This is a genomic window from Halalkalibacterium halodurans (genome assembly GCF_005671335.1).
GTDB classification, from domain to species: Bacteria; Bacillota; Bacilli; order Bacillales; family Bacillaceae_D; genus Halalkalibacterium; species Halalkalibacterium halodurans.
Genome location: NZ_CP040441.1, coordinates 156,680 through 181,729 on the forward strand (window position 1 = coordinate 156,680; position 25,050 = coordinate 181,729).

Here is a 25,050-nt window from a genome sequence, read left to right on the forward strand (position 1 = left end):
GGTATAACCGCTAAAACCACATACGAGGAGGAAAAATAGCAATGGCTAAACGTGGAAAAAAATATTTAGAAGCGGTCAAGTTAATCGACCGTGATCAAGCGTATCAAGTAGAAGAAGCATTAGAGTTAGTGAAAAAGGCTTCTGTTGCAAAATTTGATGAAACGGTGGAAGTTGCTGTACGTTTAGGAGTAGATCCTAAGAAAGCGGATCAACAAATTCGCGGTGCTGTTGTTCTTCCAAACGGTACGGGTAAAACGCAACGCGTGCTTGTATTCGCAAAGGGAGAAAAAGCAAAGGAAGCAGAAGCGGCTGGAGCAGACTATGTTGGTGATGAAGATTACATTAACAAAATCAGCCAAGGTTGGTTCGAATTTGATGTGATCGTTGCGACACCTGACATGATGGCTCAAGTTGGTAAACTTGGTCGTGTTCTTGGACCAAAAGGCTTAATGCCAAACCCGAAAACAGGTACAGTTACATTCGAAGTTGAAAAAGCGGTAAATGATATCAAAGCAGGTAAAGTGGAATACCGTGTAGACAAAGCTGGTAACATCCACGTTCCGATTGGTAAAGTATCGTTTGACACAGCGAAACTTGCTGAGAACTTCGAAACAATCATCGATACGCTTGTGAAAGCAAAGCCAGCTGCGGCGAAAGGAACTTACTTGAAGAACATCGCTGTTTCTTCAACAATGGGTCCTGGTGTGAAAGTTAGCACAGCTAGCTTTGGGAAATAAATTAAAAGTTGACAATGCGATCACTCTTGCGTATACTAACGGAGTGTTCTGTTAAAAATCAATAGAGCTTGTTCAGAAAGAACTTTTTGAACAGGCGTTGAAACATACCGTAGACAGTAGGTGCGTGATTCGCTTAATTTCCTACCGAGGTAAGCAAATAGATGAAAGTCTTTTGACTGGACTCGTATGCCCTCATGTCTGCATGGGGGCATTTTCGTTGGCCTCTTGACTGAAACGGTATGGAACGATCCTACAGGAGGTGTGAAAGATGAGTGTCCTAGAACAAAAAAAGCAAATCGTTACTGAAATCGCAACGAAGTTAAAGGAAAGCCAATCGACAGTTGTGGTTGACTATCGTGGATTAAACGTAGCTGAAGTAACTGAGCTTCGTAAGCAACTTCGCGAAGCGGGCTGTGAGTTCAAAGTATATAAAAATACGATGACTCGCCGTGCAGCGGAAGTAGCGGAGTTAACCGAACTTAATGACGTGCTTGTAGGCCCAACTGCGATTGCATTCCACAATGAAGATGCGATTGCACCAGCGAAGATCATTAACAGCTTCGCAAAGGAACATGAAGCGCTTGAAATCAAAGCGGGTGTCATTGAAGGAAACGTAGCGTCTGTTGAAGAAGTGAAAGCACTTGCGGAACTTCCATCACGCGAAGGTCTTCTTTCTATGTTGCTTAGCGTGCTTCAAGCACCTGTGCGCAACTTTGCGTTGGCGACAAAAGCTGTGGCTGACCAAAAAGAAGAGCAAGGCGCCTAATGACGTGTGTTTTATCCATTGATCGGATGATTAATATGAAAATAGGGAGGATTTATCAATGAGCAAAGATCAAATCATTGAAGCGATTAAAGAAATGACAGTTTTAGAACTTAACGACCTTGTAAAAGCAATTGAAGAAGAGTTTGGTGTAACAGCAGCAGCTCCTGTAGCAGTAGCTGGTGGCGCAGCTGCAGAAGGTGGCGCGGCAGAAAAAACAGAATTTGATGTTGTCCTTGAATCAGCTGGTGGTTCTAAGATCAACGTTATCAAAGTTGTTCGTGAAATCACTGGTCTTGGCCTTAAAGAAGCAAAAGCACTTGTTGACGGTGCTCCAGCTCCAATTAAAGAAGGCGTAGCGAAAGAAGAAGCTGAAGAAATGAAAGCGAAGCTTGAAGAAGCAGGTGCTTCTGTAGAGCTTAAGTAGTCATAATTAGCAAAAAGAGGCTCGCGATATCGCGGGTCTTTTTTTCCACTTCTTTTAAAAACGTTACGTCTTTGCTTGATAAGTATAAATGATCGCTTCCGCTAGTAAATAGTGGCGGCAAGTCGAGTTTTTTTAAGACTATCATGAAACTTAATCTGATGAACGGACCTGATAGGCTTCGGTGCATGGATTGACTTATAGGTGGGAATAGGAATAGGAGGGGGTGGCGTAATGACAGACCATTATTATAGTGCAAATCCGATCGTTGGAAGTGATGAGCGAAGCTGGTCCTATACCCTTCGAGGTCATTCTTTTCAATTTACGACAGACCGTGGTGTTTTTTCGAAACAAGAGGTGGACTTTGGTAGTCGTTTATTAATTGAGACATTTCAATTCCCTGAAATTGAAGGAGATGTGCTAGATGTCGGTTGCGGCTACGGGCCAATCGGGATTTCCCTTGCAAGGGATGGAGGAGAGCGCTCGGTTCATATGGTGGATGTAAATGAACGAGCCATCGACCTTGCGAAACGAAATGCAACGGCGAATCACGTAAAAAATGTTGTCGTTTATCGAAGTGACTTGTTCCAACAAGTGCAAGATCGACAATTTGCGGCCATCGTTACAAACCCACCGATACGTGCTGGCAAAAGAGTCGTTCATCAACTTTTTGAGGATGCGCGCGATTACCTTTTATCAAACGGTGAGTTATGGATCGTCATTCAAAAGAAGCAAGGTGCTCCATCGACGCTTGATAAGCTGCATAACTTGTACGAAGAAGTAGAGGTCGTCACGAAGAAAAAAGGGTATTTTATTATTCGTGCAAAAAGAATTGACTGACGATTGCTTTTGTGTTATTGTTATTTAATGCGTATGAATGCCTTTTTATAAATCAAAAAAGGAGTCGTTTGTCAAGTGGATCAACGAGTATATTTAAGGAAGGATTTGGCTATCCTTATATAATCGAATGGTGTAGAGGATTATGGTTTGTGGATAAAACCATTTTTTCTTTTTGTTCCTCTTTCATAGGTTCAAGGGAAGCCAGTGATCTGACAAATGGCAAAAGCATGTTTTTATAGCTCCTGTACTTTTTTAAAAAGAAGACTACTGATTCAGTGAGTCTGATTTTTAGGAGGAAAGTACCTGCGCTTTTCTTAGTATTTGTTCAAAAAAACGTAACGCGAGGCGGTAAAGTTTTAACCGTTTTCGGGTTGTTTCTTTTGAACATCCTCTATTACTATAACGCGAGATTTGAGGGGTGAATCAGTTGACAGGTCAACTCATTCAGTATGGACGCCACCGCCAACGTAGAAGCTATGCACGAATCAATGAAGTTTTGGAGCTACCAAACTTAATCGAGATTCAAACAGCTTCTTATCAATGGTTTCTTGATGAGGGGTTACGTGAAATGTTTCAGGACATTTCACCCATTCAAGACTTCACCGGAAATTTAGTTTTAGAGTTTATTGATTATAGTCTCGGAGAACCAAAATATCCGGTGGATGAGTCAAAAGAACGTGATGTGACCTATGCGGCGCCTTTACGTGTGAAAGTTCGCTTAATTAACAAAGAAACTGGTGAAGTAAAAGAGCAAGAAGTGTTTATGGGGGACTTCCCGCTCATGACAGACACGGGAACGTTCATCATTAACGGAGCGGAGCGAGTGATCGTTTCTCAGCTTGTTCGTTCACCTAGTGTTTACTATAGCGAGAAGATTGATAAAAACGGAAAAAAAGGTTACACCGCAACGGTGATTCCAAATCGTGGTGCATGGTTAGAGTTAGAGACCGATGCAAAGGATATTGTCTATGTGAGAATCGATCGTACACGGAAGATTCCTGTAACGGTTCTTTTGCGTGCCCTTGGGTTTGGTTCTGATCAAGAAATCATTGATTTACTAGGAGAAGACGAGTATCTACGCAACACGCTAGAAAAAGATAACACAGACAGTGCCGAAAAAGCATTGCTGGAAATCTACGAGCGTCTTCGCCCAGGTGAACCACCTACTGTCGAAAATGCGAAAAGCTTACTCGACTCTCGTTTCTTTGACCCAAAACGCTATGACTTAGCGAATGTAGGTCGCTATAAAGTCAATAAAAAATTACACATAAAAAACCGCCTATTCAATCAGCGCTTAGCAGAAACGCTTATTGATCCAGAAACCGGAGAAGTGATTGCGGAAGAAGGGTCCATTATTGATCGTCGTACGTTGGATCGCATTCTCCCATATTTAGAAAACAATGTTGGTTTCCGGACTGTTCGCATGTCTGGTGGTGTTGTGGAAGAAGATGAAGTTCGTCTTCAATCGGTGAAAATCTATGCACCAGATGATCAAGATGGAGAACATGTCATTCGTGTCATCGGCAACGGACTTGTTGAAAAGGAAATTAAGCATATTACACCGGCGGACATCATCGCTTCGATTAACTACTTCTTTAACTTGTTGCATGGTGTCGGTGGAACCGATGACATTGATCATTTAGGAAACCGTCGCCTCCGTTCTGTCGGTGAGTTGTTGCAAAACCAATTCCGTATCGGATTATCGCGTATGGAGCGGGTTGTTCGTGAGCGTATGTCTATTCAAGACCCGAACAGCATTACGCCGCAAGCACTTATTAACATTCGCCCAGTGATTGCATCGATTAAAGAGTTCTTTGGTAGCTCACAGCTATCTCAATTCATGGATCAGACGAACCCGTTAGCGGAGTTAACGCATAAGCGTCGTCTTTCTGCGTTAGGGCCTGGAGGATTAACACGTGAGCGCGCAGGGTTTGAGGTTCGTGACGTCCACTACTCCCACTATGGACGGATGTGTCCGATTGAGACACCGGAGGGTCCAAACATCGGTTTGATCAACTCGTTATCCACTTATGCTAAAGTCAACGAGTTCGGCTTTATGGAGACACCTTATCGCCGCGTAGACCCTGAAACTGGGAAGGTTACGGCGCAAATTGATTACTTAACGGCAGATGAAGAAGATAACTACGTTGTGGCCCAGGCGAACATGAAGCTTGCCGAGGACGGATCGTTTATCGATGAAAACATTATCGCCCGCTTCCGTGGTGAGAATATCGTTGTATCTAGAGATCGTGTGGACTACATGGACGTATCGCCGAAGCAAGTCGTTTCAGCTGCGACATCATGTATCCCGTTCTTAGAAAACGATGACTCTAACCGGGCGCTTATGGGTGCGAACATGCAACGTCAGGCGGTACCGCTTCTTGTACCGGAAGCTCCAATTGTCGGAACAGGGATGGAGCACGTATCGGCGAAAGATTCGGGTGCTGCGATCGTCTCTAAACACCGCGGAATTGTCGAGCGAGTAACGGCGAAAGAAATTTGGGTTCGTCGTCTAGAAGAAGTGGACGGAAAAGAGATCAAAGGGGATCTTGATAAATATCGCCTACAGAAGTTTATTCGCTCGAACCAAGGAACGAGCTACAACCAACGTCCAATCGTAAAAGAAGGAGACGTGGTGGAGAAGCGTGAAATCCTTGCTGATGGACCTTCGATGGAAAAAGGTGAGATGGCGCTCGGACGCAACGTTCTCGTCGGCTTCATGACTTGGGAAGGGTACAACTATGAGGATGCGATTATTTTAAGTGAGCGTCTCGTAAAAGACGATGTGTACACATCGATTCACATTGAGGAGTACGAGTCAGAAGCTCGTGACACGAAGCTTGGGCCAGAAGAAATTACGCGGGATATTCCAAACGTCGGGGAAGATGCATTGCGCAACTTGGATGAGCGAGGAATCATTCGCGTTGGGGCAGAAGTAAAAGATGGCGATATTCTCGTCGGTAAAGTAACGCCTAAAGGTGTGACGGAGCTGACAGCGGAAGAGCGTTTACTTCATGCCATCTTCGGTGAGAAAGCTCGTGAAGTACGTGATACGTCCTTACGTGCGCCGCATGGCGGAGACGGAATCGTCCTTGACGTGAAAATCTTCAACCGTGAAGACGGTGATGAACTGCCTCCTGGTGTAAACCAGCTCGTCCGTGTGTACATTGTTCAGAAGCGTAAAATTCATGAAGGGGATAAAATGGCCGGTCGTCACGGTAACAAAGGGGTTATCTCTCGGATTCTTCCAGAAGAGGATATGCCGTATTTACCTGATGGCACGCCGATTGACATTATGTTAAACCCACTAGGGGTACCTTCACGAATGAATATCGGACAAGTGCTTGAACTTCATTTAGGAATGGCGGCTAGACGTCTTGGCCTTCATGTGGCATCACCAGTATTTGACGGTGCTAGTGAAGAGGACGTCTGGGCGACGCTTGAAGAAGCAGGAATGGCGCGAGACGGAAAAACGATCTTGTATGATGGACGTACAGGTGAACCGTTTGATAATCGTGTCTCCGTCGGCATTATGTACATGATCAAGCTTGCTCACATGGTTGACGATAAGTTGCACGCACGTTCGACAGGTCCTTACTCCCTTGTAACGCAACAACCATTGGGAGGTAAAGCGCAGTTCGGTGGTCAGCGTTTTGGTGAGATGGAGGTATGGGCATTAGAAGCTTATGGTGCTGCCTACACCCTTCAAGAAATCCTTACCGTCAAATCGGATGACGTCGTAGGTCGTGTGAAAACGTACGAAGCCATCGTAAAGGGAGAAAACGTCCCTGAGCCTGGTGTTCCAGAATCATTTAAAGTTCTTATAAAAGAGCTACAGTCTCTCGGTATGGACGTCAAGATGCTATCAAGTACTGAGGAAGAGATTGAAATGAAAGAGCTTGATGATGAGGATGAACAAGCAAGCGACAAATTGAACTTGAATATTGATTCAACAGAATCAAATGTTTAATCAGCTGAAAGGGGAGCAGTCCCCTTTCACTTGCTCTTTAAATTCGTTACCTGCTTTTGGACATGGAAATCATAAGGGAGGTTGGCCCCTTGATAGACGTAAACAATTTTGAGTACATGAAAATTGGTCTTGCTTCACCAAATAAAATTCGTTCTTGGTCTCGCGGCGAAGTGAAAAAGCCGGAAACCATTAACTACCGTACCCTCAAACCAGAAAAAGACGGGCTTTTCTGCGAGCGTATTTTCGGTCCGCAAAAGGACTGGGAGTGTCACTGTGGAAAATATAAGCGCGTTCGCTACAAAGGGGTCGTTTGTGACCGTTGTGGTGTTGAAGTCACGCGGGCGAAGGTTCGCCGTGAGCGGATGGGTCATATTGAGCTAGCAGCACCTGTCTCTCATATTTGGTACTTTAAAGGAATCCCAAGCCGAATGGGGCTTGTTTTGGATATGTCTCCACGATCACTTGAAGAAGTCATCTACTTTGCTTCTTATGTAGTGACAGATCCAGGGGATACACCACTTGAAAAGAAACAATTACTTTCTGAAAAAGAATTTCGCGCGTACTTAGATAAATATGGCCGCTCATTTACAGCGCAAATGGGGGCGGAAGCGATTCGTAAGCTGCTTATGGATATCGACCTCGATAAAGAAGTCGATGGGCTAAAAGAAGAGCTTCAAACAGCGCAAGGCCAACGCCGGACACGTGCAATTAAACGACTGGAGGTGCTTGAAGCATTTCGTAACTCTGGAAATGAACCTTCTTGGATGATCCTTGATGTTCTTCCGGTCATTCCACCAGAATTACGTCCAATGGTTCAGCTTGATGGGGGGCGCTTTGCAACCTCTGACCTCAACGACTTATATCGTCGCGTGATTAACCGGAACAACCGGTTAAAGCGTCTCTTAGATCTAGGCGCACCAAGCATTATTGTGCAAAACGAGAAGCGTATGCTGCAAGAAGCGGTTGACGCTCTCATCGATAACGGTCGCCGTGGTCGCCCTGTGACAGGTCCTGGTAACCGCCCACTTAAATCTCTTTCTCATATGTTGAAAGGGAAGCAAGGGCGCTTCCGTCAAAACCTTCTCGGGAAGCGTGTAGACTACTCGGGTCGTTCCGTTATCGTCGTAGGTCCGAACTTAAAAATGTATCAGTGCGGCCTGCCAAAGGAAATGGCGCTTGAGCTGTTCAAGCCATTTGTCATGAAAGAGCTTGTTAGCAAAGGGTTAGCACATAACATTAAAAGCGCGAAACGAAAAGTGGAACGGGTACAACCAGAGGTATGGGACGTTCTTGAAGAAGTTATCAAAGAGCATCCGGTTCTTCTTAACCGTGCACCGACCCTTCACCGTTTAGGAATCCAAGCGTTTGAGCCGACACTCGTGGAAGGTCGTGCGATCAAGCTGCATCCGCTTGTATGTACAGCGTATAATGCCGACTTTGACGGGGACCAAATGGCGGTTCACGTCCCGCTATCAGCAGAAGCTCAAGCTGAGGCGCGGATTTTAATGTTGGCTGCGCAAAACATCTTAAACCCGAAAGATGGAAAGCCGGTTGTTACGCCGTCACAAGATATGGTTCTTGGGAACTACTATTTGACGATGGAGCGTGAAGGTGCAAAAGGCGAAGGTTCTGTATTTAAAGATACGAACGAAGCTTTAATCGCGTACCAAAACGGCTATGTTCATTTGCATACGCGGATTGCGATTCCTGTTGCTTCTTTAGGGAAAACGACATTTAAAGAAGAGCAAAACTCTCAGTTGTTGTTAACAACGGTTGGAAAGCTTATTTTTAATGAGATTTTACCTGAATCGTTCCCTTATGTGAATGAGCCAACTGCTCATAACTTAGAGGTGGAAACACCGAGCAAGTATATGGTTCCGACTTCAACCAATGTGAAGGAACTTTTCCAAGAGCGTGATGTAGTCGCTCCATTTAAGAAAGGATTCCTTGGAAACATCATTGCTGAAGTGTTTAAGAAGTTTAAGATTACCGAAACGTCTAAAATGCTTGACCGTATGAAAGACCTCGGGTTTAAATACTCAACGAAAGCTGGTATTACGGTCGGTGTTGCCGATATCGTAGTCCTGCCAGAGAAGAAGGAAATTCTTGCTGAAGCTGAGAAAAAGGTTGATCGTGTGCTTAAGCAATTCCGCCGTGGTTTAATTACGGAAGAAGAGCGTTATGACCGTGTCATCTCCATCTGGAGTGAAGCGAAGGATGTCATTCAAGATAAGTTGATGGGCTCCTTAGATAAACGCAACCCGATCTTTATGATGAGTGACTCTGGTGCCCGTGGTAACGCCTCTAACTTTACACAGTTAGCAGGTATGCGTGGGTTAATGGCGAACCCGTCCGGTCGAATTATCGAACTTCCAATTAAATCAAGCTTCCGTGAAGGGTTAACCGTCCTCGAGTACTTTATTTCGACTCACGGTGCCCGTAAAGGTCTTGCCGATACAGCCCTTAAGACAGCTGACTCTGGTTACTTAACACGACGTCTTGTTGACGTTGCCCAGGATGTCATCGTTCGCGAGGATGATTGTGGTACGGATCGTGGCTTAGAAGTGGAAGCCATTAAGGAAGGGAACGAAATCATTGAAGGTCTTTACGACCGACTTGTTGGCCGCGTAGCCTTTAAGACGGTTCGTCACCCTGAAACCGGTGAGCCGATTGTAAAGAAAAACGAGCTAATTCACGAAGATCTCGCAAAGGAAATTGTTGAAGCTGGAGTTGAACAAGTAACGATTCGCTCTGTCTTCACATGCGATACACGTCACGGTGTATGTAAAAAATGCTACGGCCGCAACCTTGCAACAGGTAGCGATGTAGAAGTTGGCGAAGCGGTAGGTATCATCGCAGCTCAATCGATCGGTGAACCAGGAACGCAGTTAACGATGCGTACGTTCCACACCGGTGGGGTTGCGGGAGACGATATTACTCAAGGTCTTCCGCGGATTCAGGAGCTATTCGAAGCTCGTAATCCAAAAGGGCAAGCGGTTATCACCGAGATTGAAGGGGAAGTTACCAACATTAATGATGCAGATAAGCGCGAAATTACGGTCAAAGGTGAAATGGAGACGAAAACTTACTCCATTCCTTACGGCGCTCGTATTAAAGTAGAGCTTGGTGAGCAAGTCGTTCCGGGACAGAGCTTAACTGAAGGGTCTATTGATCCGAAAGAGTTGCTGAAAGTTCAAGGGATGACAGGTGTTCAAGAATACTTGCTTCGTGAAGTACAAAAAGTATACCGTATGCAAGGGGTAGAAATTGGCGACAAGCACGTAGAAGTGATGGTTCGTCAAATGCTACGTAAGATTCGCGTTATTGATGCAGGGGACACAGAAGTGTTGCCAGGCTCTCTAATTGAGATCCAACACTTTAATGATGAGAACAAAAAAGTTCTCCTTTCAGGAAAACGCCCTGCAACCGGTCGCCCAGTCTTACTTGGAATTACGAAAGCATCCCTTGAAACAGACTCGTTCCTATCAGCCGCATCGTTCCAGGAAACGACGCGTGTTCTTACCGATGCAGCCATTAAAGGGAAAAGAGATGAGCTTGTTGGCCTAAAAGAAAATGTCATCATCGGGAAGCTCGTGCCAGCAGGTACAGGTATGAACCGTTACCGTAACTTAGACATTGTGTCCGATTATGACCAACAAGCCGTTGGTACCGAAGAAGCAGTGATGGAAGAAGCGGTAACGACAGAATAAAAGTTTTTCATAACCTTTACAAAGAAGTGGTTGACACGTAAAATACACGATGATATGATATCTGAGTGTGCCTAGGAGAATACCTGTAACTTTGGAGGATCGATCCATGTCTTATGAAAAAGTTTCGCAGGCTACGGACTTAGTCATAGGTACGAAGCAAACTCTTAAAGCGCTTGAGCAAGAAGAGGTGCTTGAGGTCGTCATTGCAAAAGATGCGGAGCCCCGCGTTGTCAATAAAGTAGAAGCAATGGCAAGTGTTAAGCAGATCCCTATCATCTATGTCGATTCGATGAAAAAGCTTGGGAAAGCTTGTGGGATCGATGTTGGTGCAGCCACTGTAGCATTGAAAAAGTAATAATGTTTTTGCCTTGCGGAGCACTCCGCTAGGCAAAAACTTTACTTTTACTTAAAAATGAACCACCAGGATCAGTGGTCTTGAAAAACACTGTTAAGGAAGGGAGGAAAACATAGATGCCTACAATTAATCAGCTAATCCGTAAAGGACGTAAGGCTAAGGTGAAAAAGTCCGACTCACCTGCGCTTAATAAAGGCTACAACAGCTTCAAAAAAGTGCAAACAGACTTGTCTTCTCCGCAAAAACGCGGTGTTTGTACGCGTGTCGGTACGATGACACCGAAGAAGCCGAACTCAGCGCTTCGTAAATATGCTCGTGTGCGTCTATCGAACCAAATCGAGGTAACAGCGTACATCCCAGGAATCGGACACAACCTCCAAGAGCACAGCGTTGTGCTTATTCGCGGAGGCCGTGTAAAAGACTTACCAGGGGTACGTTACCATATCGTTCGTGGAGCTCTTGATACGGCTGGTGTTCAAGATCGTATGCAAGGTCGCTCAAAATACGGTACGAAACGTCCAAAAGACAAGAAGTAATGGTTGGATAAAACAATTTGTTTAAATGTTGAAAGGAGGGGAAACAATGCCTCGTAAAGGACCTGTCGCACGTCGCGATGTATTACCAGATCCAATTTACAATTCTAAGCTTGTTACTCGCCTCATTAACCGCATCATGGTTGATGGAAAGCGCGGGATTGCACAAAAGATTTTATACAATGCGTTTGAACTTGTTAGAGAACGTAGCGGAAAAGATCCTATGGAAGTGTTCGATCAAGCGTTAAAGAACATCATGCCTGTTCTTGAAGTTAAAGCACGCCGTGTAGGTGGTGCCAACTATCAAGTACCAGTGGAAGTGAAGCCTGAGCGCCGCACGACATTAGGACTTCGTTGGTTAGTGAACTACTCTCGCCTTCGTGGTGAAAAAACGATGGAAGAGCGTTTAGCTAACGAAATTCTAGATGCTGCAAACAACACAGGTGCCGCTGTGAAGAAGCGTGAGGATACTCACAAAATGGCGGAAGCGAACAAAGCGTTTGCACACTATCGTTGGTAGGATCAAGTTAAGATATTTGTTCAAAAAGAACGGCTTCAAGCCGGCCTTTTTGAACAATTCTACATTTCAATAAATCTAATCTTATGAACGCAGGAAGGAGAAATAACAGATGGCAAGAGAGTTCTCCTTAGAAAATACGCGTAATATCGGGATCATGGCTCACATCGATGCCGGTAAGACAACAACAACAGAGCGGATTTTGTTCTACACAGGACGTATCCATAAAATTGGTGAGACTCACGAAGGTGCTTCTCAAATGGACTGGATGGAGCAGGAGCAAGAGCGTGGAATCACGATCACATCTGCTGCAACAACAGCTCAATGGAAGAACAATCGTATCAACATCATCGATACTCCTGGACACGTAGACTTTACCGTTGAGGTTGAACGTTCTTTACGTGTATTAGATGGAGCTGTTGCGGTACTTGATGCTCAATCAGGTGTTGAGCCGCAAACAGAGACAGTTTGGCGTCAAGCAACAACTTACGGTGTTCCTCGTGTCGTGTTCGTTAACAAAATGGACAAAACAGGAGCAGACTTCTTATATTCCGTAAGCACTCTTCGTGACCGCCTTCAAGCAAATGCGCATCCGATCCAACTACCAATTGGTGCGGAAGACAATTTTGAAGGAATTATCGACTTAGTTGATATGGTCGCTTATTTCTATGAAGATGATCTCGGAACAAGAACGGAAGCGAAGGAAATTCCTGACGAGTATAAAGAGCAAGCGCAAGAGTATCATGAGAAACTAGTGGAAGCTGCTGCTGAACTAGATGAAGAACTCATGATGAAATACTTAGAAGGAGAAGAACTTACAAAGGAAGAATTAAAAGCTGCGATCCGTAAAGGAACGTGTAATGTAGAATTCTACCCAGTCCTTTGTGGTTCGGCATTTAAGAACAAAGGTGTTCAGCTTATGCTAGACGCTGTTCTTGATTACCTCCCTTCTCCACTTGATGTACCTGCAATTAAAGGCCATGTTCCAGATACAGAAGAAGAAGCTGTTCGTAAACCTGGTGACGATCAGCCGTTTGCGGCGCTTGCGTTTAAGGTTATGACAGACCCTTATGTTGGTAAGCTTACGTTCTTCCGTGTATATTCTGGAACGCTAGATTCAGGATCATACGTTAAGAACTCGACAAAAGATAAGCGTGAGCGCGTCGGTCGTATCCTACAAATGCACGCGAACCACCGTGAGGAAATTTCGACAGTTTACTCTGGTGACATTGCAGCAGCCGTAGGTTTAAAAGATACGTCTACAGGCGATACACTTTGTGACGAAAAGAATCTTGTTATTCTTGAGTCTATGGAGTTCCCAGAGCCTGTTATCCACTTGTCCGTTGAGCCTAAGTCAAAAGCCGACCAAGATAAAATGGGCTTAGCGCTTGCGAAGCTTGCTGAAGAGGATCCAACATTCAAAACACACACAGATGAAGAAACTGGGCAAACGATCATTGCTGGAATGGGTGAGCTTCACCTAGACATTATCGTTGACCGTCTTCGCCGTGAGTTTAAAGTGGAAGCGAATGTTGGTGCACCTCAAGTTTCTTACCGTGAAACGATTCGTCAAGCAGCTCAAGTCGAAGGTAAATTCGTACGTCAATCTGGTGGTCGTGGTCAATACGGTCACGTGTGGATTGAATTCTCTCCTAACGAAGAAGGTGCCGGTTTCGAATTTGAAAATGGTATCGTCGGAGGGGTAGTACCAAGAGAATACATCCCATCTGTTCAAGCTGGTCTTGAAGAAGCACTTGAAAATGGTCTTCTTGCAGGTTACCCAGTGATTGACATTAAGGCGAAGCTTTTTGATGGTTCTTACCATGATGTCGACTCAAGTGAGATGGCGTTTAAGATTGCTGCTTCTATGGCACTTAAGAACGCAAAATCAAAATGTAACCCAGTTCTTCTTGAACCAATGATGAAAGTGGAAGTCGTTGTACCTGAGGAGTACATGGGTGACGTTATGGGTGACATCACTTCACGCCGTGGTCGCGTAGAAGGTATGGAAGCTCGCGGTAATGCTCAAGTGGTTAAAGCATTTGTTCCTCTTGCTGAAATGTTCGGTTACGCAACCTCTTTGCGTTCTCGTACACAAGGACGTGGAACTTACACAATGTTCTTCGATCACTACGAGGAAGTACCTAAGAGCATTTCTGAAGAAATTATTAAGAAAAACTCTGGTGAATAATTTTTGCTAGAGATTGTTTCAACAATGGTTTTGTTGTAAGCTAAGAAAGGTGATATTCTGAGGGTATCCGCCTTTCTTACCCATAAAATTTTCTATTTTGTTTATCTAAGGGAGGAAAAGATTCATGGCTAAGGAAAAATTCGACCGTTCCAAAACACATGCCAACATTGGTACAATTGGACACGTTGACCATGGTAAAACAACGTTAACTGCTGCAATTACAACTGTTCTTGCTAAGCGTAGCGGAAAAGGTGTAGCGATGGCATATGACGCTATCGATGGTGCACCAGAAGAGCGCGAGCGCGGTATCACAATCTCAACTGCACACGTTGAGTATGAAACTGACAACCGTCACTACGCGCACGTAGACTGCCCAGGACACGCTGACTACGTTAAGAACATGATCACTGGTGCTGCACAAATGGACGGCGGGATCCTTGTTGTATCCGCTGCTGATGGTCCAATGCCACAAACTCGTGAGCACATTCTTCTTTCTCGCCAAGTAGGTGTACCATACCTTGTAGTATTCCTTAACAAGTGTGACATGGTAGACGATGAAGAACTACTTGAGCTTGTAGAAATGGAAGTGCGCGATCTTCTTTCTGAGTATGACTTCCCTGGTGATGACGTACCAGTTATCCGTGGATCTGCTCTTAAAGCACTTGAAGGAGATGCTGAGTGGGAAGAAAAAATCATCGAGCTTATGGCTGCTGTTGATGATTACATCCCAACTCCAGAGCGTGACACTGAAAAACCATTCATGATGCCAGTTGAGGATGTATTCTCTATCACTGGTCGTGGTACAGTTGCTACTGGTCGTGTAGAGCGTGGTCAATTAAACGTTGGTGACGAAGTTGAAATCATCGGTCTTGAAGAAGAAGCGAAGAAAACAACTGTTACTGGTGTTGAAATGTTCCGTAAGCTTCTTGATTATGCAGAAGCTGGTGACAACATTGGTGCCCTTCTTCGTGGTGTAAGCCGTGAAGAAGTACAACGTGGCCAAGTACTTGCTAAGCCTGGTACAATTACTCCACACACAAACTTCAAAGCTGAAGTTTACGTTCTTTCTAAAGAAGAAGGTGGACGTCACACTCCATTCTTCTCTAACTATCGTCCGCAGTTCTACTTCCGTACAACTGACGTAACAGGTATCATTCAACTTCCAGACGGCGTTGAAATGGTTATGCCTGGAGACAACGTTGAAATGACAGTAGAACTAATCGCACCAATCGCGATCGAAGAAGGTACTAAGTTCTCTATCCGTGAGGGTGGACGTACTGTAGGTGCTGGCGTTGTAGCTTCTATCCAGAAGTAATGGCGATATAGATAAACACCTTGGTCTTAAAGGCCAAGGTGTTTTTTTGGCTTCGTTTGGAACGGTCGTGCGTGAAATTACATTAAACCTGGACCAGTGAGGATGTGTGGTTTTGAAGCGGCTAGTTTCCTTATTGACAACCTTTCGACTGAATGATCTTCCGTATTGGAGAATACTCGACTTTTACGAAGGTGGAATTTCTATTAAAAACGCTATCGAATACCATTACGCAGAGGACTAAGGCTAATGCAATAAGAAATTGATTCTGCAGGAAAATATGGAGACAAGCTGACTCATATTTTTGTAGAGACTGAGTTTGAGACTGTAAAGAAGCTTTATACGTGTTGCCGGTCGATCGCTCTTACTTTGAAGGGGGGTGCTACTCCGTTTTTATGAAGGGAGAGGCAACAGGATCTTAAGCCTTCCGGATTACGAAATGGAGCCCATAGTAAATACCCGTTACTACTATCTATTTAGAATTATGAAGTAGTAGGCGTTGAAGTTAAGGAGTCTTTTGCCGTCATGGGGAATTCAACTAAATGAACCAGAGATTCGAGCAATGGCACACGAAGGGAATAGCCGATTTGACCGATGAGTAGAAAATGGAAAGATAAACATAGCACCCACTATTTTCTCTTTAATTTAATATGAAAACCTTAAAAACCGTATGGTAATCAATAATAAGATAGAACTGGAAGGGCTTGCACTCTTAAGTTTCAGCATTTATAATAGAAAAAGTGTGACCAACGCATATTTACACTTGCTTTGGTTTTTTTCGTTGTGTATAATATTGAATGTTGGTCATTGACAGCGATGATGTGGAAGGTTGCTGACACACCCGGCCCCTTTGCCATGGCAGGGTGTGGGGAAATTTTCACGGAGTATGTCTATTTTCAAAATGGACGATAAAGGAGGGGCAATAATGGCAAAACAAAAAATTCGCATTCGTTTAAAAGCGTATGACCACAGAGTTCTTGATCAATCTGCAGAGAAGATTGTTGAAACAGCAAAGCGCTCTGGAGCTAATGTTTCTGGACCGATTCCACTTCCAACGGAAAAGTCGGTTTACACAATTCTTCGTGCGGTGCACAAATACAAGGATTCTCGTGAGCAGTTTGAAATGCGCACACACAAGCGTCTGATTGACATTGTGAACCCAACACCACAAACGGTTGATGCGCTTATGCGTTTAGATTTACCGTCTGGTGTCGATATTGAAATCAAACTTTAATGGAAGCTCAATTATAAATAATGGCAAAACTCATTAAAAATTTTCTTATTTATTAGGAGGTGTGACGGATGTCCAAAGGAATCTTAGGAAAAAAAGTAGGTATGACTCAAGTGTTTGCTGAAAACGGTGATGTCATTCCTGTAACTGTCATTGAAGCTGCGCCAAACGTTGTTCTTCAAAAGAAAACGGTTGATTCAGACGGATATGAAGCAGTTCAACTTGGTTTTGATGATCAGAAACAAAACAATGCAAACAAGCCGGAAAAAGGCCATGCAGCAAAGGCTGAAACGGCACCTAAGCGCTTCATCAAGGAAATCCGTGGAGTGAATCTTGACGAGTTTGAAGTAGGTCAAGAGATCAAAGTAGATGCATTTGCAGAAGGAGACATTGTTGACGTGACAGGCACGTCAAAAGGGAAAGGTTTTGCTGGTGCGATCAAGCGCCACAACCAAGCTCGTGGTCCTATGTCTCACGGTTCTCGTTACCATCGTCGTCCTGGTTCAATGGGTCCTGTTGATCCGAACCGCGTATTCAAAGGTAAAGCATTACCTGGGCGCATGGGTGGAGAACAAGTTACGGTACAAAACTTAGAAATTATCAAGGTGGACGCGGAGCGCAACCTTCTTTTAGTCAAAGGGAACGTCCCTGGTGCGAAGAAGAGTTACGTTACGGTACGCAGTGCGATTAAATCTAAATAATTAAGGGAAAGGAGGGCACATCATGCCGAAAGTTGCTTTATACAACCAAGCAGGTTCTCAAGTTGGAGACATCGAATTATCTGATGCGGTGTTTGGTATTGAGCCAAACGAAAATGTATTACATGATGCTGTTGTGATGCAGCAAGCTTCTTTACGTCAAGGTACTCACAAAACCAAAACTCGTTCAGAAGTACGTGGTGGAGGCCGTAAGCCATGGCGTCAAAAAGGAACTGGTCGTGCGCGCCAAGGTTCGATCCGTTCACCACAATGGGTTGGTGGTGGTACTGTATTTGGACCAACACCACGTAGCTACAGCTACAAGCTTCCTAAAAAAGTACGTCGCTTAGCGATTAAATCTGCGCTTTCTAGCAAAGTGAAAGCAGAAGAAATCGTAGTATTGGAAAGCTTAGCGCTTGAAGCTCCAAAAACAAAAGAAATGGCTAGCATTCTTTCAGGTCTTTCTGTTGACAGAAAAGCCCTTGTTGTTACAGCTGACTACAACGATAACGTTGCTTTGTCTGCTCGCAACATCCCTGGCGTAACCTTCGTTACAGCTGAAGGTGTCAACGTACTTGACGTGATCAAGCATGATAAGCTCATCATCACAAAGGATGCGGTCGAAAAGGTAGAGGAGGTGCTCGCATAATGTCAAACGCTCGCGATGTCATTAAGCGCCCCGTCATTACGGAACGTTCTACCGAAGTCATGGGAGATAAAAAGTACACGTTTGAAGTAGACGTTCGTGCGAACAAGACGCAAATCAAAGATGCGATTGAAGAAATCTTTGATGTAAAAGTTGCTAAAGTAAACACGATGAACTATAAAGGTAAGCCTAAGCGTTTCGGACGTTACACAGGGTTTACAGCTCGTCGTAAAAAAGCCATTGTGACACTTACACCTGATAGCAAAGAACTCGACTTCTTTGAAGGTGTGTAAAGATTAAAAGAGAAGGAGGGAACTGAAGATGGCGATTAAGAAGTATAAACCGACCAGTGCTGGTCGTCGTGGCATGTCTACATTAGATTTCGCTGAAATCACCACGGACAAACCGGAAAAGTCGTTGCTTGCTCCATTGCATAAAAAAGGTGGACGCAACAACCAAGGAAAAATGACGGTTCGTCACCAAGGTGGCGGTCATAAACGTCAATATCGTATCATCGATTTCAAACGCAACAAAGATGGAATTCCAGGACGCGTTGCTACGATCGAATATGATCCAAACCGTTCTGCAAACATTGCACTTATCAACTATGTGGACGGAGAGAAGCGTTACATTTTAGCTCCAAAAGGGTTAAAAGTTGGCATGACCATTGAGTCTGGTCCAGAAGCGGACATCAAAGTAGGTAACGCACTTCCGCTTAAAAACATCCCTGTTGGTACAGTTATCCACAACATCGAGTTGAAGCCTGGAAAAGGTGGACAGCTCGTACGTTCTGCAGGTGCAGAAGCTCAACTTCTTGGTAAAGAAGGAGACTACGTTCTCGTACGTCTTAACTCTGGTGAGACTCGTTACATCCTAGCGACTTGCCGTGCGACTATTGGTCAAGTTGGAAACCTTGAGCATGAGCTTGTGAACATTGGTAAAGCTGGACGTTCTCGCTGGTTAGGCAAGCGCCCAACCGTTCGTGGATCTGCGATGAACCCTAACGATCACCCACACGGTGGTGGTGAAGGTCGTGCACCAATCGGACGTAAGTCACCAATGTCTCCATGGGGCAAGCCGACACTTGGTTACAAAACTCGTAAGAAAAACAAAGCATCTGATAAGTACATTGTACGTCGTCGTAAAAAATAACGGGGTTGTGCTGCGGTTCTTAGAAAAGAACCGTGGGCAATCACGAAGGGAGGTACACACATGGGTCGTAGTTTAAAAAAGGGACCTTTTGTCGATGACCACTTAATGAAAAAGATTGAAACATTAAATGAAAGCAATGACAAGAAAGTCGTGAAGACTTGGTCTCGTCGTTCAACGATTTTCCCAGAATTCGTCGGACATACAATTGCCGTATACGATGGTCGCAAGCATGTACCGGTTTATATCTCTGAAGACATGGTCGGACACAAGCTTGGAGAATTCGCACCAACTCGTACGTACAAAGGGCATGCTGCTGACGATAAGAAAACAAGACGTTAATTGTTAATTGATGAAGAGGGGAGGTCCTGACTATGCAAGCGAAAGCTGTAGCGAAACAAGTGCGCATTGCTCCTCGTAAGGCTCGCCTTGTGATTGATCTTATCCGTGGAAAGCAAGTAGGAGAAGCGATTGCCATTTTAAAACATACGCCTAAAGCAGCTTCACCAATTATCGAAAAGGTTTTAAATTCCGCAATTGCGAACGCAGAGCACAACTATGAAATGGAACCAAATAACCTAGTAATTAGTGAAGCATTTGTGGATGAGGGTGTAACACTCAAACGTTTCCGTCCACGTGCAATGGGACGTGCAAGCCGTATTAACAAGCGCACTAGCCATATTACGATTGTTGTAACAGAAAAGAAGGAGGGATAAAGCGTGGGTCAAAAAGTCAATCCAGTTGGACTTCGAGTAGGCGTCATTCGTGACTGGGAGTCAAAATGGTATGCAGAAAAAGATTATGCGGATCTACTACACGAAGACATTAAAATTCGTGAGTACATCGAAAACCGTTTAAAAGATGCATCTGTCTCTAAAATCGAAATTGAACGTGCGGCTAACCGCGTAAATATTACTATTTCTACTGCCAAGCCAGGTATGGTGATCGGAAAAGGCGGTTCAGAAGTTGAAGCATTGCGTAAAGCATTGAACGAACTTACTGGCAAGCGCGTGCACATCAACATCTTTGAAGTGAAACAGGCGGATCTTGATGCGAAGCTTGTTGCAGAAAATATTGCTCGTCAATTAGAAAACCGTATTTCATTCCGTCGTGCGATGAAGCAAGCGATCCAACGCACAATGCGTGCTGGCGCTCAAGGAATTAAAACACAGGTTTCTGGTCGTCTTGGCGGTGCAGATATTGCTCGTGCAGAACATTACAGTGAAGGAACGGTTCCACTACACACATTGCGTGCCGATATCGATTACGGAACAGCTGAAGCTGATACAACGTACGGTAAGCTTGGTGTGAAGATTTGGATTTACCGTGGTGAAGTCCTTCCAACGAAAGGTAAGAATAAAAAGGAAGGAGGCAATTAATCATGTTGATGCCTAAACGTGTGAAGTTTCGTCGTGAACATCGCGGAAAAATGCGTGGGCGCGCGAAAGGCGGTACGGAAGTACATTTCGGTGAATACGGCCTTCAAGCGCTAGAAGCGTCTTGGATTACAAACCGCCAAATTGAAGCAGCTCGTATTGCTATGACTCGTTACATGAAACGTGGCGGTAAAGTTTGGATTAAAATTTTCCCTTCTAAGCCATACACAGCAAAACCTTTAGAAGTTCGTATGGGTTCCGGTAAAGGTGCTCCTGAGGGCTGGGTTGCCGTTGTAAAACCAGGGAAGGTCATGTTTGAAATTTCTGGTGTATCTGAGGAAGTAGCTCGTGAAGCATTGCGTCTTGCTTCCCATAAGCTTCCTGTAAAATGTAAGTTTGTAAAACGCGAAGAAGTGGGTGGTGACGCAAATGAAAACTAATGAACTTCGCAACTTAACCACTGCTGAAATCGAACAAAAAACCAAATCGTTAAAGGAAGAGTTGTTCAACCTTCGCTTCCAATTAGCGACTGGGCAACTTGATAACCCTACACGAATTCGTGAAGTTCGTAAAAACATTGCTCGTGCTAAAACCGTTTTACGTGAAAGAGAGCTCGGGATTAATAACGGATAACGGATAAAAAGGAGGTTTGCTGAATGGAGCGCAACCAACGTAAGGTTTACACTGGTCGTGTCGTATCCGACAAAATGGATAAGACCATTACCGTCCTTGTAGAAACTTACAAAAAAGACCGTTTATACGGAAAGCGTGTAAAGTACTCTAAAAAATTCAAAGCGCATGATGAGAACAACTCTGCGAAAATGGGAGATATCGTTCGCATCCAAGAAACTCGCCCGCTTTCAAAAGATAAACATTTCCGCTTAGTTGAAATTGTAGAAGAAGCAGTTATTATCTAATTGCCATCGTCTTGATCCGAAGGGAGGTAAGATCGAATGATCCAACAAGAAAGCCGTTTAAAAGTAGCTGATAACTCTGGTGCTCGTGAATTGCTTTGCATTAAAGTGCTAGGTGGTTCTGGACGCAAGACTGCGAACATTGGTGACGTTATCGCTTGCTCTGTCAAGCAAGCAACACCAGGGGGCGTTGTCAAGAAGGGTGACGTTGTAAAAGCGGTTATCGTCCGTTCTAAGAGCGGTGTTCGTCGTAACGATGGTTCGTACATTAAGTTTGACGAGAACGCTGCTGTGATCGTTCGTGACGATAAGAGCCCGCGTGGGACTCGTATTTTCGGACCGGTTGCACGTGAACTTCGTGACAATCAATTCATGAAAATCGTTTCTTTAGCTCCGGAAGTTCTTTAATCATAGTGAGAATAATTGAAAGGCCTTGTCAAGGAGGTGCGACAGAATGCATGTCAAAAAAGGTGATACGGTAAAGGTCATCTCTGGTAAAGACAAAGGGAAACAAGGTGTGATTTTAGAAGCATATCCGAAAAAGGATCGTGTACTTGTGGAAGGTGTCAACATCGTGAAGAAACACGCGAAGCCTTCTCAAGAAAATCCACAGGGCGGTATTTTAAATATGGAAGCCCCAATTCATGTTTCTAATGTTTTACCAATTGACCCGAAAACAGGTGAACCAACTCGTGTTGGCTATAAAGTAGAGAACGGAAAAAAGGTGCGAATTGCTAAGAAGTCTGGCGAAGTGCTTGACAAGTAGTCACTGGTTGAAAGGAGGTTTATCGCATGAATCGTTTAAAAGAGAAGTATCAAAAAGAGATCGTTCCTTCTCTCACAGAGAAGTTTAACTATTCTTCTGTTATGGCTGTGCCAAAACTAGAAAAAATCGTTGTGAACATGGGTGTCGGTGATGCTGTTCAAAACGCAAAAGCGTTGGATAAAGCTGTAGAAGAGCTCACAGAGATTACAGGTCAAAAACCGATTATTACAAAAGCGAAAAAGTCAATCGCGGGCTTTAAGCTTCGTGAAGGTATGCCAATCGGCGCGAAAGTAACACTTCGTGGTGAGCGCATGTATGAGTTCTTAGATAAACTCATCTCTGTTTCCCTTCCACGTGTTCGTGATTTCCGCGGTATTTCGAAAAAGGCGTTCGACGGTCGCGGTAACTACACTCTTGGTGTAAAAGAACAATTAATCTTTCCAGAGATTGATTACGATAAAGTCGATAAAGTACGCGGAATGGACGTTGTTATCGTCACAACGGCGTCTACGGATGAAGAAGCGCGCGAGCTTCTATCACAAATGGGAATGCCATTTCAAAAATAAGTACGACTTTTAAAGAGGAGGTAAAACGTTGGCAAAGAAATCAATGATTGCGAAGCAAAAGCGTACACAGAAGTATAAAGTACGTGAGTATACACGCTGTGAACGTTGTGGTCGTCCTCATTCAGTCATGCGCAAGTTTAAACTTTGCCGGATTTGCTTTAGAGAGCTTGCTTACAAAGGGCAAATTCCGGGCGTGAAAAAAGCTAGCTGGTAAGCCCAAGAACGGGAAGGAGGTAAATATACATGGTGATGACAGATCCAATTTCTGATATGCTAACTCGCATTCGTAATGCGAATACCGTTCGTCACGAGAAGCTTGAACTTCCTGCTTCTAAAATCAAGAAGGAAATCGCTGAAATTTTAAAGCGTGAAGGTTTCATTCGTGACTACGAATATATTGAAGATAGCAAGCAAGGGGTCATTCGTATTTTCCTTAAATACGGTTCCTCTAACGAGCGTGTAATTACTGGTCTTAAGCGGATTAGTAAGCCAGGACTTCGCGTATATGCAAAAGCTGGCGAACTACCACGCGTTTTAGGTGGTCTCGGTATTGCGATCGTTTCTACGTCAAAAGGCGTAATGACGGATAAAGAAGCTCGTCAACAACAAGTAGGCGGAGAAGTATTAGCTTACGTTTGGTAATTGATCTTGAAGTGAATGGAGGTGTCTAAGCATGTCTCGTATCGGTAATAAGCCGGTTGAAATCCCAAGTGGAGTTACAGTTACTGTGAACGGAGCAGATGTAACAGTAAAAGGTCCAAAAGGGGAGTTAAAACGTACGTTCAACCCTGAGATTGTCGTGAAAGTTGAGGATAATACGGTCGTTGTTGAGCGCCCTTCTGATAAGAAGGAGCACCGTGCTTTACACGGAACAACTCGTAGCCTAATTAGCAACATGGTTGAAGGAGTATCAAAAGGTTTTGAAAAGTCTCTTGAGCTTGTCGGGGTCGGTTACCGTGCTCAAAAGTCTGGTCAGAAGCTCGTACTTAACGTCGGATACTCACACCCAGTCGAAATCGTTCCTGAGAAAGGAATCGAAATTGAAGTTCCTTCAAACACAAAAGTAACGGTCAAAGGAATTGACAAAGAGCGCGTTGGAGCAGTTGCTTCTAACATCCGTTCTGTCCGTCTTCCTGAGCCTTACAAAGGCAAAGGGATTCGTTACGAAGGTGAATATGTACGTCGTAAAGAAGGTAAGACTGGTAAATAATCATTAAGATAGCGGAAAGGAATGACGTTCAATGATTACGAAGCCAATTAAAAATGTGGCCCGTAAGAAAAGACACGCTCATGTTCGTCGTACGATCACAGGTACTCCTGAACGTCCACGCCTAAATGTTTTCCGTTCTTCAAAGCACATTTACGCACAACTCATCGATGATGTGAACGGCGTAACGGTTGCAGCAGCTTCTAGCCTTGATAAAGAGCTTAAGCTCGAGAACGGTGGCAATGTCGAAGCGGCGAAAAAAGTAGGGGAACTTGTGGCAAAGCGTGCCTTAGAAAAAGGGTATAAAACTATCGTATTCGACCGTGGTGGATACGTTTATCACGGACGTGTAGCATCATTAGCAGACGCAGCGCGTGAAGCTGGCCTGCAATTCTAATTACAAAGGAGGGAAAAGAATGCGTCGTATTGACCCAAATACGTTGGAACTTGAAGAAAAAGTAGTTGCGATCAACCGCGTAGCGAAGGTTGTAAAAGGTGGACGCCGTTTCCGCTTTGCTGCCCTGGTTGTAGTTGGCGATAAAAACGGACGTGTCGGCTTCGGTATGGGGAAAGCACAGGAAGTTCCTGAAGCGATCCGCAAAGCCGTAGAAGACGCCAAGAAAAACTTAATCGAAGTACCGATCGTTGGTACGACTATTCCTCATGAAATCGTCGGCCGCTTTGGCGCTGGACGTGTACTATTAAAACCTGCATCTGAGGGTACTGGGGTTATCGCTGGTGGACCAGTTCGTGCGGTGCTTGACTTAGCTGGTGTCGGCGATATTCTATCTAAGTCCTTAGGATCCAACAATCCGATCAACATGGTACGTGCTACTGTGAAAGGATTACAGGAACTTAAGCGTGCCGAAGATGTAGCGAAACTTCGCGGTAAAACAGTAGAAGAGCTGTTAGGATAAGGAGGGAAATTACGTGGCTAAAAAGTTAGAAATTACCCTCACTCGTAGTCTCATTGGTCGTCCGCAAGATCAACGTGTGACTGTGAATACTTTGGGCTTACGCAAAATGCACCAAACAGTTGTCCAAGAAGACAACGCAGCGATTCGCGGCATGGTGAACAAAGTATCTCACTTAGTGACAGTGAAAGAAATCGAAGCGTAAATCTACATCTTATACATGAGGAGGTG

General features: G+C 44.4%; 31 protein-coding genes and 1 other annotated feature. All 31 genes read left to right on the top strand.

Features of this window, described 5'->3' with window-relative positions:
- Positions 1 to 41 precede the first annotated feature (41 nt).
- The gene (rplA, locus tag FED51_RS00770) at positions 42 to 737 is read left to right on the top strand and encodes a 50S ribosomal protein L1 (protein WP_053432304.1); all 696 of its coding nucleotides are present in this window, start codon (positions 42 to 44) and stop codon (positions 735 to 737) included.
- Between the two features lie 89 nt (positions 738 to 826).
- Positions 827 to 962, top strand: a sequence feature (ribosomal protein L10 leader region).
- Between the two features lie 43 nt (positions 963 to 1,005).
- Positions 1,006 to 1,503, top strand: a complete 498-nt coding sequence (gene rplJ, locus FED51_RS00775) for a 50S ribosomal protein L10 (RefSeq protein WP_010896304.1) — start codon at positions 1,006 to 1,008, stop codon at positions 1,501 to 1,503.
- Between the two features lie 58 nt (positions 1,504 to 1,561).
- Positions 1,562 to 1,927, top strand: coding sequence for a 50S ribosomal protein L7/L12 (gene rplL, locus FED51_RS00780; protein ID WP_010896305.1), 366 nt, complete (start codon positions 1,562 to 1,564; stop codon positions 1,925 to 1,927).
- A 231-nt stretch (positions 1,928 to 2,158) separates the two neighbouring features.
- Positions 2,159 to 2,764, top strand: a complete 606-nt coding sequence (locus FED51_RS00785) for a class I SAM-dependent methyltransferase (RefSeq protein WP_010896307.1) — start codon at positions 2,159 to 2,161, stop codon at positions 2,762 to 2,764.
- A gap of 427 nt (positions 2,765 to 3,191) precedes the next feature.
- Positions 3,192 to 6,734 (top strand): DNA-directed RNA polymerase subunit beta, encoded by a 3,543-nt coding sequence (gene rpoB / locus FED51_RS00790; RefSeq protein ID WP_053432305.1) that lies wholly within the window; start codon positions 3,192 to 3,194, stop codon positions 6,732 to 6,734.
- Positions 6,735 to 6,823: 89 nt separating this feature from the next.
- Complete coding sequence (gene rpoC / locus FED51_RS00795; protein ID WP_053432306.1) at positions 6,824 to 10,444, top strand: DNA-directed RNA polymerase subunit beta'; 3,621 nt, start codon at positions 6,824 to 6,826, stop codon at positions 10,442 to 10,444.
- Between the two features lie 106 nt (positions 10,445 to 10,550).
- Entirely contained in the window at positions 10,551 to 10,799 is a 249-nt protein-coding gene (locus FED51_RS00800; RefSeq protein ID WP_010896311.1) for a 50S ribosomal protein L7ae-like protein, read from the top strand.
- 116 nt (positions 10,800 to 10,915) lie between these two features.
- Positions 10,916 to 11,335, top strand: coding sequence for a 30S ribosomal protein S12 (rpsL, locus tag FED51_RS00805; protein ID WP_010896312.1), 420 nt, complete (start codon positions 10,916 to 10,918; stop codon positions 11,333 to 11,335).
- 46 nt (positions 11,336 to 11,381) lie between these two features.
- Positions 11,382 to 11,852, top strand: a complete 471-nt coding sequence (gene rpsG / locus FED51_RS00810; RefSeq protein ID WP_010896313.1) for a 30S ribosomal protein S7 — start codon at positions 11,382 to 11,384, stop codon at positions 11,850 to 11,852.
- Between the two features lie 109 nt (positions 11,853 to 11,961).
- Positions 11,962 to 14,040, top strand: coding sequence for an elongation factor G (fusA, locus tag FED51_RS00815; RefSeq protein WP_053432307.1), 2,079 nt, complete (start codon positions 11,962 to 11,964; stop codon positions 14,038 to 14,040).
- Between the two features lie 124 nt (positions 14,041 to 14,164).
- Positions 14,165 to 15,355, top strand: a complete 1,191-nt coding sequence (gene tuf / locus FED51_RS00820) for an elongation factor Tu (RefSeq protein ID WP_010896315.1) — start codon at positions 14,165 to 14,167, stop codon at positions 15,353 to 15,355.
- Positions 15,356 to 16,277: 922 nt separating this feature from the next.
- A complete protein-coding gene (rpsJ, locus tag FED51_RS00825) occupies positions 16,278 to 16,586 on the top strand; it encodes a 30S ribosomal protein S10 (RefSeq protein WP_010896316.1) in 309 nt (102 codons plus the stop codon).
- Positions 16,587 to 16,654: 68 nt separating this feature from the next.
- Positions 16,655 to 17,284 carry a 50S ribosomal protein L3 gene (rplC, locus tag FED51_RS00830; RefSeq protein ID WP_010896317.1) on the top strand — a complete coding sequence of 210 codons (630 nt, stop codon included), beginning with the start codon at positions 16,655 to 16,657 and terminating at the stop codon, positions 17,282 to 17,284.
- Between the two features lie 22 nt (positions 17,285 to 17,306).
- Positions 17,307 to 17,930, top strand: a complete 624-nt coding sequence (rplD, locus tag FED51_RS00835) for a 50S ribosomal protein L4 (protein WP_010896318.1) — start codon at positions 17,307 to 17,309, stop codon at positions 17,928 to 17,930.
- On the top strand, positions 17,930 to 18,220 hold the full coding sequence (gene rplW / locus FED51_RS00840; RefSeq protein WP_010896319.1) for a 50S ribosomal protein L23: 291 nt from the start codon (positions 17,930 to 17,932) through the stop codon (positions 18,218 to 18,220). The genes rplD and rplW overlap by 1 nt, the downstream gene beginning before the upstream one ends.
- Before the next feature lie 28 nt (positions 18,221 to 18,248).
- Positions 18,249 to 19,079 (top strand): 50S ribosomal protein L2, encoded by an 831-nt coding sequence (gene rplB, locus FED51_RS00845; RefSeq protein WP_010896320.1) that lies wholly within the window; start codon positions 18,249 to 18,251, stop codon positions 19,077 to 19,079.
- Positions 19,080 to 19,139: 60 nt separating this feature from the next.
- Positions 19,140 to 19,418, top strand: a complete 279-nt coding sequence (gene rpsS / locus FED51_RS00850; protein WP_010896321.1) for a 30S ribosomal protein S19 — start codon at positions 19,140 to 19,142, stop codon at positions 19,416 to 19,418.
- 32 nt (positions 19,419 to 19,450) lie between these two features.
- Complete coding sequence (rplV, locus tag FED51_RS00855; protein WP_010896322.1) at positions 19,451 to 19,792, top strand: 50S ribosomal protein L22; 342 nt, start codon at positions 19,451 to 19,453, stop codon at positions 19,790 to 19,792.
- A gap of 3 nt (positions 19,793 to 19,795) precedes the next feature.
- Entirely contained in the window at positions 19,796 to 20,455 is a 660-nt protein-coding gene (gene rpsC, locus FED51_RS00860; protein WP_010896323.1) for a 30S ribosomal protein S3, read from the top strand.
- Between the two features lie 2 nt (positions 20,456 to 20,457).
- Positions 20,458 to 20,892, top strand: a complete 435-nt coding sequence (rplP, locus tag FED51_RS00865) for a 50S ribosomal protein L16 (RefSeq protein ID WP_010896324.1) — start codon at positions 20,458 to 20,460, stop codon at positions 20,890 to 20,892.
- Positions 20,882 to 21,085, top strand: coding sequence for a 50S ribosomal protein L29 (gene rpmC, locus FED51_RS00870; RefSeq protein ID WP_010896325.1), 204 nt, complete (start codon positions 20,882 to 20,884; stop codon positions 21,083 to 21,085). Before rplP ends, rpmC begins: the two co-directional genes overlap by 11 nt.
- A 23-nt stretch (positions 21,086 to 21,108) precedes the next feature.
- A complete protein-coding gene (gene rpsQ, locus FED51_RS00875; protein WP_053432308.1) occupies positions 21,109 to 21,369 on the top strand; it encodes a 30S ribosomal protein S17 in 261 nt (86 codons plus the stop codon).
- 36 nt (positions 21,370 to 21,405) lie between these two features.
- Positions 21,406 to 21,774 (top strand): 50S ribosomal protein L14, encoded by a 369-nt coding sequence (gene rplN, locus FED51_RS00880; protein ID WP_138090130.1) that lies wholly within the window; start codon positions 21,406 to 21,408, stop codon positions 21,772 to 21,774.
- A 46-nt stretch (positions 21,775 to 21,820) separates the two neighbouring features.
- Positions 21,821 to 22,132 carry a 50S ribosomal protein L24 gene (rplX, locus tag FED51_RS00885; protein ID WP_010896328.1) on the top strand — a complete coding sequence of 104 codons (312 nt, stop codon included), beginning with the start codon at positions 21,821 to 21,823 and terminating at the stop codon, positions 22,130 to 22,132.
- Between the two features lie 26 nt (positions 22,133 to 22,158).
- Positions 22,159 to 22,698: a 50S ribosomal protein L5 gene (gene rplE / locus FED51_RS00890; protein WP_010896329.1), complete on the top strand. Its 540-nt coding sequence runs from the start codon at positions 22,159 to 22,161 to the stop codon at positions 22,696 to 22,698.
- 28 nt (positions 22,699 to 22,726) lie between these two features.
- Positions 22,727 to 22,912 carry a type Z 30S ribosomal protein S14 gene (locus FED51_RS00895; RefSeq protein ID WP_010896330.1) on the top strand — a complete coding sequence of 62 codons (186 nt, stop codon included), beginning with the start codon at positions 22,727 to 22,729 and terminating at the stop codon, positions 22,910 to 22,912.
- 29 nt (positions 22,913 to 22,941) lie between these two features.
- Positions 22,942 to 23,340: a 30S ribosomal protein S8 gene (gene rpsH / locus FED51_RS00900; RefSeq protein WP_010896331.1), complete on the top strand. Its 399-nt coding sequence runs from the start codon at positions 22,942 to 22,944 to the stop codon at positions 23,338 to 23,340.
- A 31-nt stretch (positions 23,341 to 23,371) separates the two neighbouring features.
- Positions 23,372 to 23,908, top strand: coding sequence for a 50S ribosomal protein L6 (gene rplF, locus FED51_RS00905; RefSeq protein WP_010896332.1), 537 nt, complete (start codon positions 23,372 to 23,374; stop codon positions 23,906 to 23,908).
- Positions 23,909 to 23,939: 31 nt separating this feature from the next.
- Positions 23,940 to 24,302 carry a 50S ribosomal protein L18 gene (gene rplR, locus FED51_RS00910; protein ID WP_010896333.1) on the top strand — a complete coding sequence of 121 codons (363 nt, stop codon included), beginning with the start codon at positions 23,940 to 23,942 and terminating at the stop codon, positions 24,300 to 24,302.
- 19 nt (positions 24,303 to 24,321) lie between these two features.
- Positions 24,322 to 24,822, top strand: a complete 501-nt coding sequence (rpsE, locus tag FED51_RS00915) for a 30S ribosomal protein S5 (protein ID WP_010896334.1) — start codon at positions 24,322 to 24,324, stop codon at positions 24,820 to 24,822.
- A 13-nt stretch (positions 24,823 to 24,835) separates the two neighbouring features.
- Complete coding sequence (rpmD, locus tag FED51_RS00920) at positions 24,836 to 25,024, top strand: 50S ribosomal protein L30 (protein ID WP_010896335.1); 189 nt, start codon at positions 24,836 to 24,838, stop codon at positions 25,022 to 25,024.
- The last annotated feature ends 26 nt before the right edge of the window (positions 25,025 to 25,050 follow it).

Coding starts and splice junctions, on each gene's coding strand:
- rplR (WP_010896333.1), top strand. CDS start 23,940: ATGATTACGAAGCCAATTAAAAATGTGGCCCGTAAGAAAAGACACGCT.
- rplJ (WP_010896304.1), top strand. CDS start 1,006: ATGAGTGTCCTAGAACAAAAAAAGCAAATCGTTACTGAAATCGCAACG.
- rplA (WP_053432304.1), top strand. CDS start 42: ATGGCTAAACGTGGAAAAAAATATTTAGAAGCGGTCAAGTTAATCGAC.
- rplF (WP_010896332.1), top strand. CDS start 23,372: ATGTCTCGTATCGGTAATAAGCCGGTTGAAATCCCAAGTGGAGTTACA.
- tuf (WP_010896315.1), top strand. CDS start 14,165: ATGGCTAAGGAAAAATTCGACCGTTCCAAAACACATGCCAACATTGGT.
- rplP (WP_010896324.1), top strand. CDS start 20,458: ATGTTGATGCCTAAACGTGTGAAGTTTCGTCGTGAACATCGCGGAAAA.
- rpsJ (WP_010896316.1), top strand. CDS start 16,278: ATGGCAAAACAAAAAATTCGCATTCGTTTAAAAGCGTATGACCACAGA.
- fusA (WP_053432307.1), top strand. CDS start 11,962: ATGGCAAGAGAGTTCTCCTTAGAAAATACGCGTAATATCGGGATCATG.
- rplN (WP_138090130.1), top strand. CDS start 21,406: ATGATCCAACAAGAAAGCCGTTTAAAAGTAGCTGATAACTCTGGTGCT.
- rpsS (WP_010896321.1), top strand. CDS start 19,140: ATGGGTCGTAGTTTAAAAAAGGGACCTTTTGTCGATGACCACTTAATG.
- rplB (WP_010896320.1), top strand. CDS start 18,249: ATGGCGATTAAGAAGTATAAACCGACCAGTGCTGGTCGTCGTGGCATG.
- rplW (WP_010896319.1), top strand. CDS start 17,930: ATGTCAAACGCTCGCGATGTCATTAAGCGCCCCGTCATTACGGAACGT.
- rpmC (WP_010896325.1), top strand. CDS start 20,882: ATGAAAACTAATGAACTTCGCAACTTAACCACTGCTGAAATCGAACAA.
- rplC (WP_010896317.1), top strand. CDS start 16,655: ATGTCCAAAGGAATCTTAGGAAAAAAAGTAGGTATGACTCAAGTGTTT.
- rplL (WP_010896305.1), top strand. CDS start 1,562: ATGAGCAAAGATCAAATCATTGAAGCGATTAAAGAAATGACAGTTTTA.
- rplE (WP_010896329.1), top strand. CDS start 22,159: ATGAATCGTTTAAAAGAGAAGTATCAAAAAGAGATCGTTCCTTCTCTC.
- rpsH (WP_010896331.1), top strand. CDS start 22,942: ATGGTGATGACAGATCCAATTTCTGATATGCTAACTCGCATTCGTAAT.
- rpsL (WP_010896312.1), top strand. CDS start 10,916: ATGCCTACAATTAATCAGCTAATCCGTAAAGGACGTAAGGCTAAGGTG.
- rplX (WP_010896328.1), top strand. CDS start 21,821: ATGCATGTCAAAAAAGGTGATACGGTAAAGGTCATCTCTGGTAAAGAC.
- FED51_RS00785 (WP_010896307.1), top strand. CDS start 2,159: ATGACAGACCATTATTATAGTGCAAATCCGATCGTTGGAAGTGATGAG.
- rplD (WP_010896318.1), top strand. CDS start 17,307: ATGCCGAAAGTTGCTTTATACAACCAAGCAGGTTCTCAAGTTGGAGAC.
- rpsG (WP_010896313.1), top strand. CDS start 11,382: ATGCCTCGTAAAGGACCTGTCGCACGTCGCGATGTATTACCAGATCCA.
- rpsQ (WP_053432308.1), top strand. CDS start 21,109: ATGGAGCGCAACCAACGTAAGGTTTACACTGGTCGTGTCGTATCCGAC.
- rplV (WP_010896322.1), top strand. CDS start 19,451: ATGCAAGCGAAAGCTGTAGCGAAACAAGTGCGCATTGCTCCTCGTAAG.
- rpsE (WP_010896334.1), top strand. CDS start 24,322: ATGCGTCGTATTGACCCAAATACGTTGGAACTTGAAGAAAAAGTAGTT.
- FED51_RS00800 (WP_010896311.1), top strand. CDS start 10,551: ATGTCTTATGAAAAAGTTTCGCAGGCTACGGACTTAGTCATAGGTACG.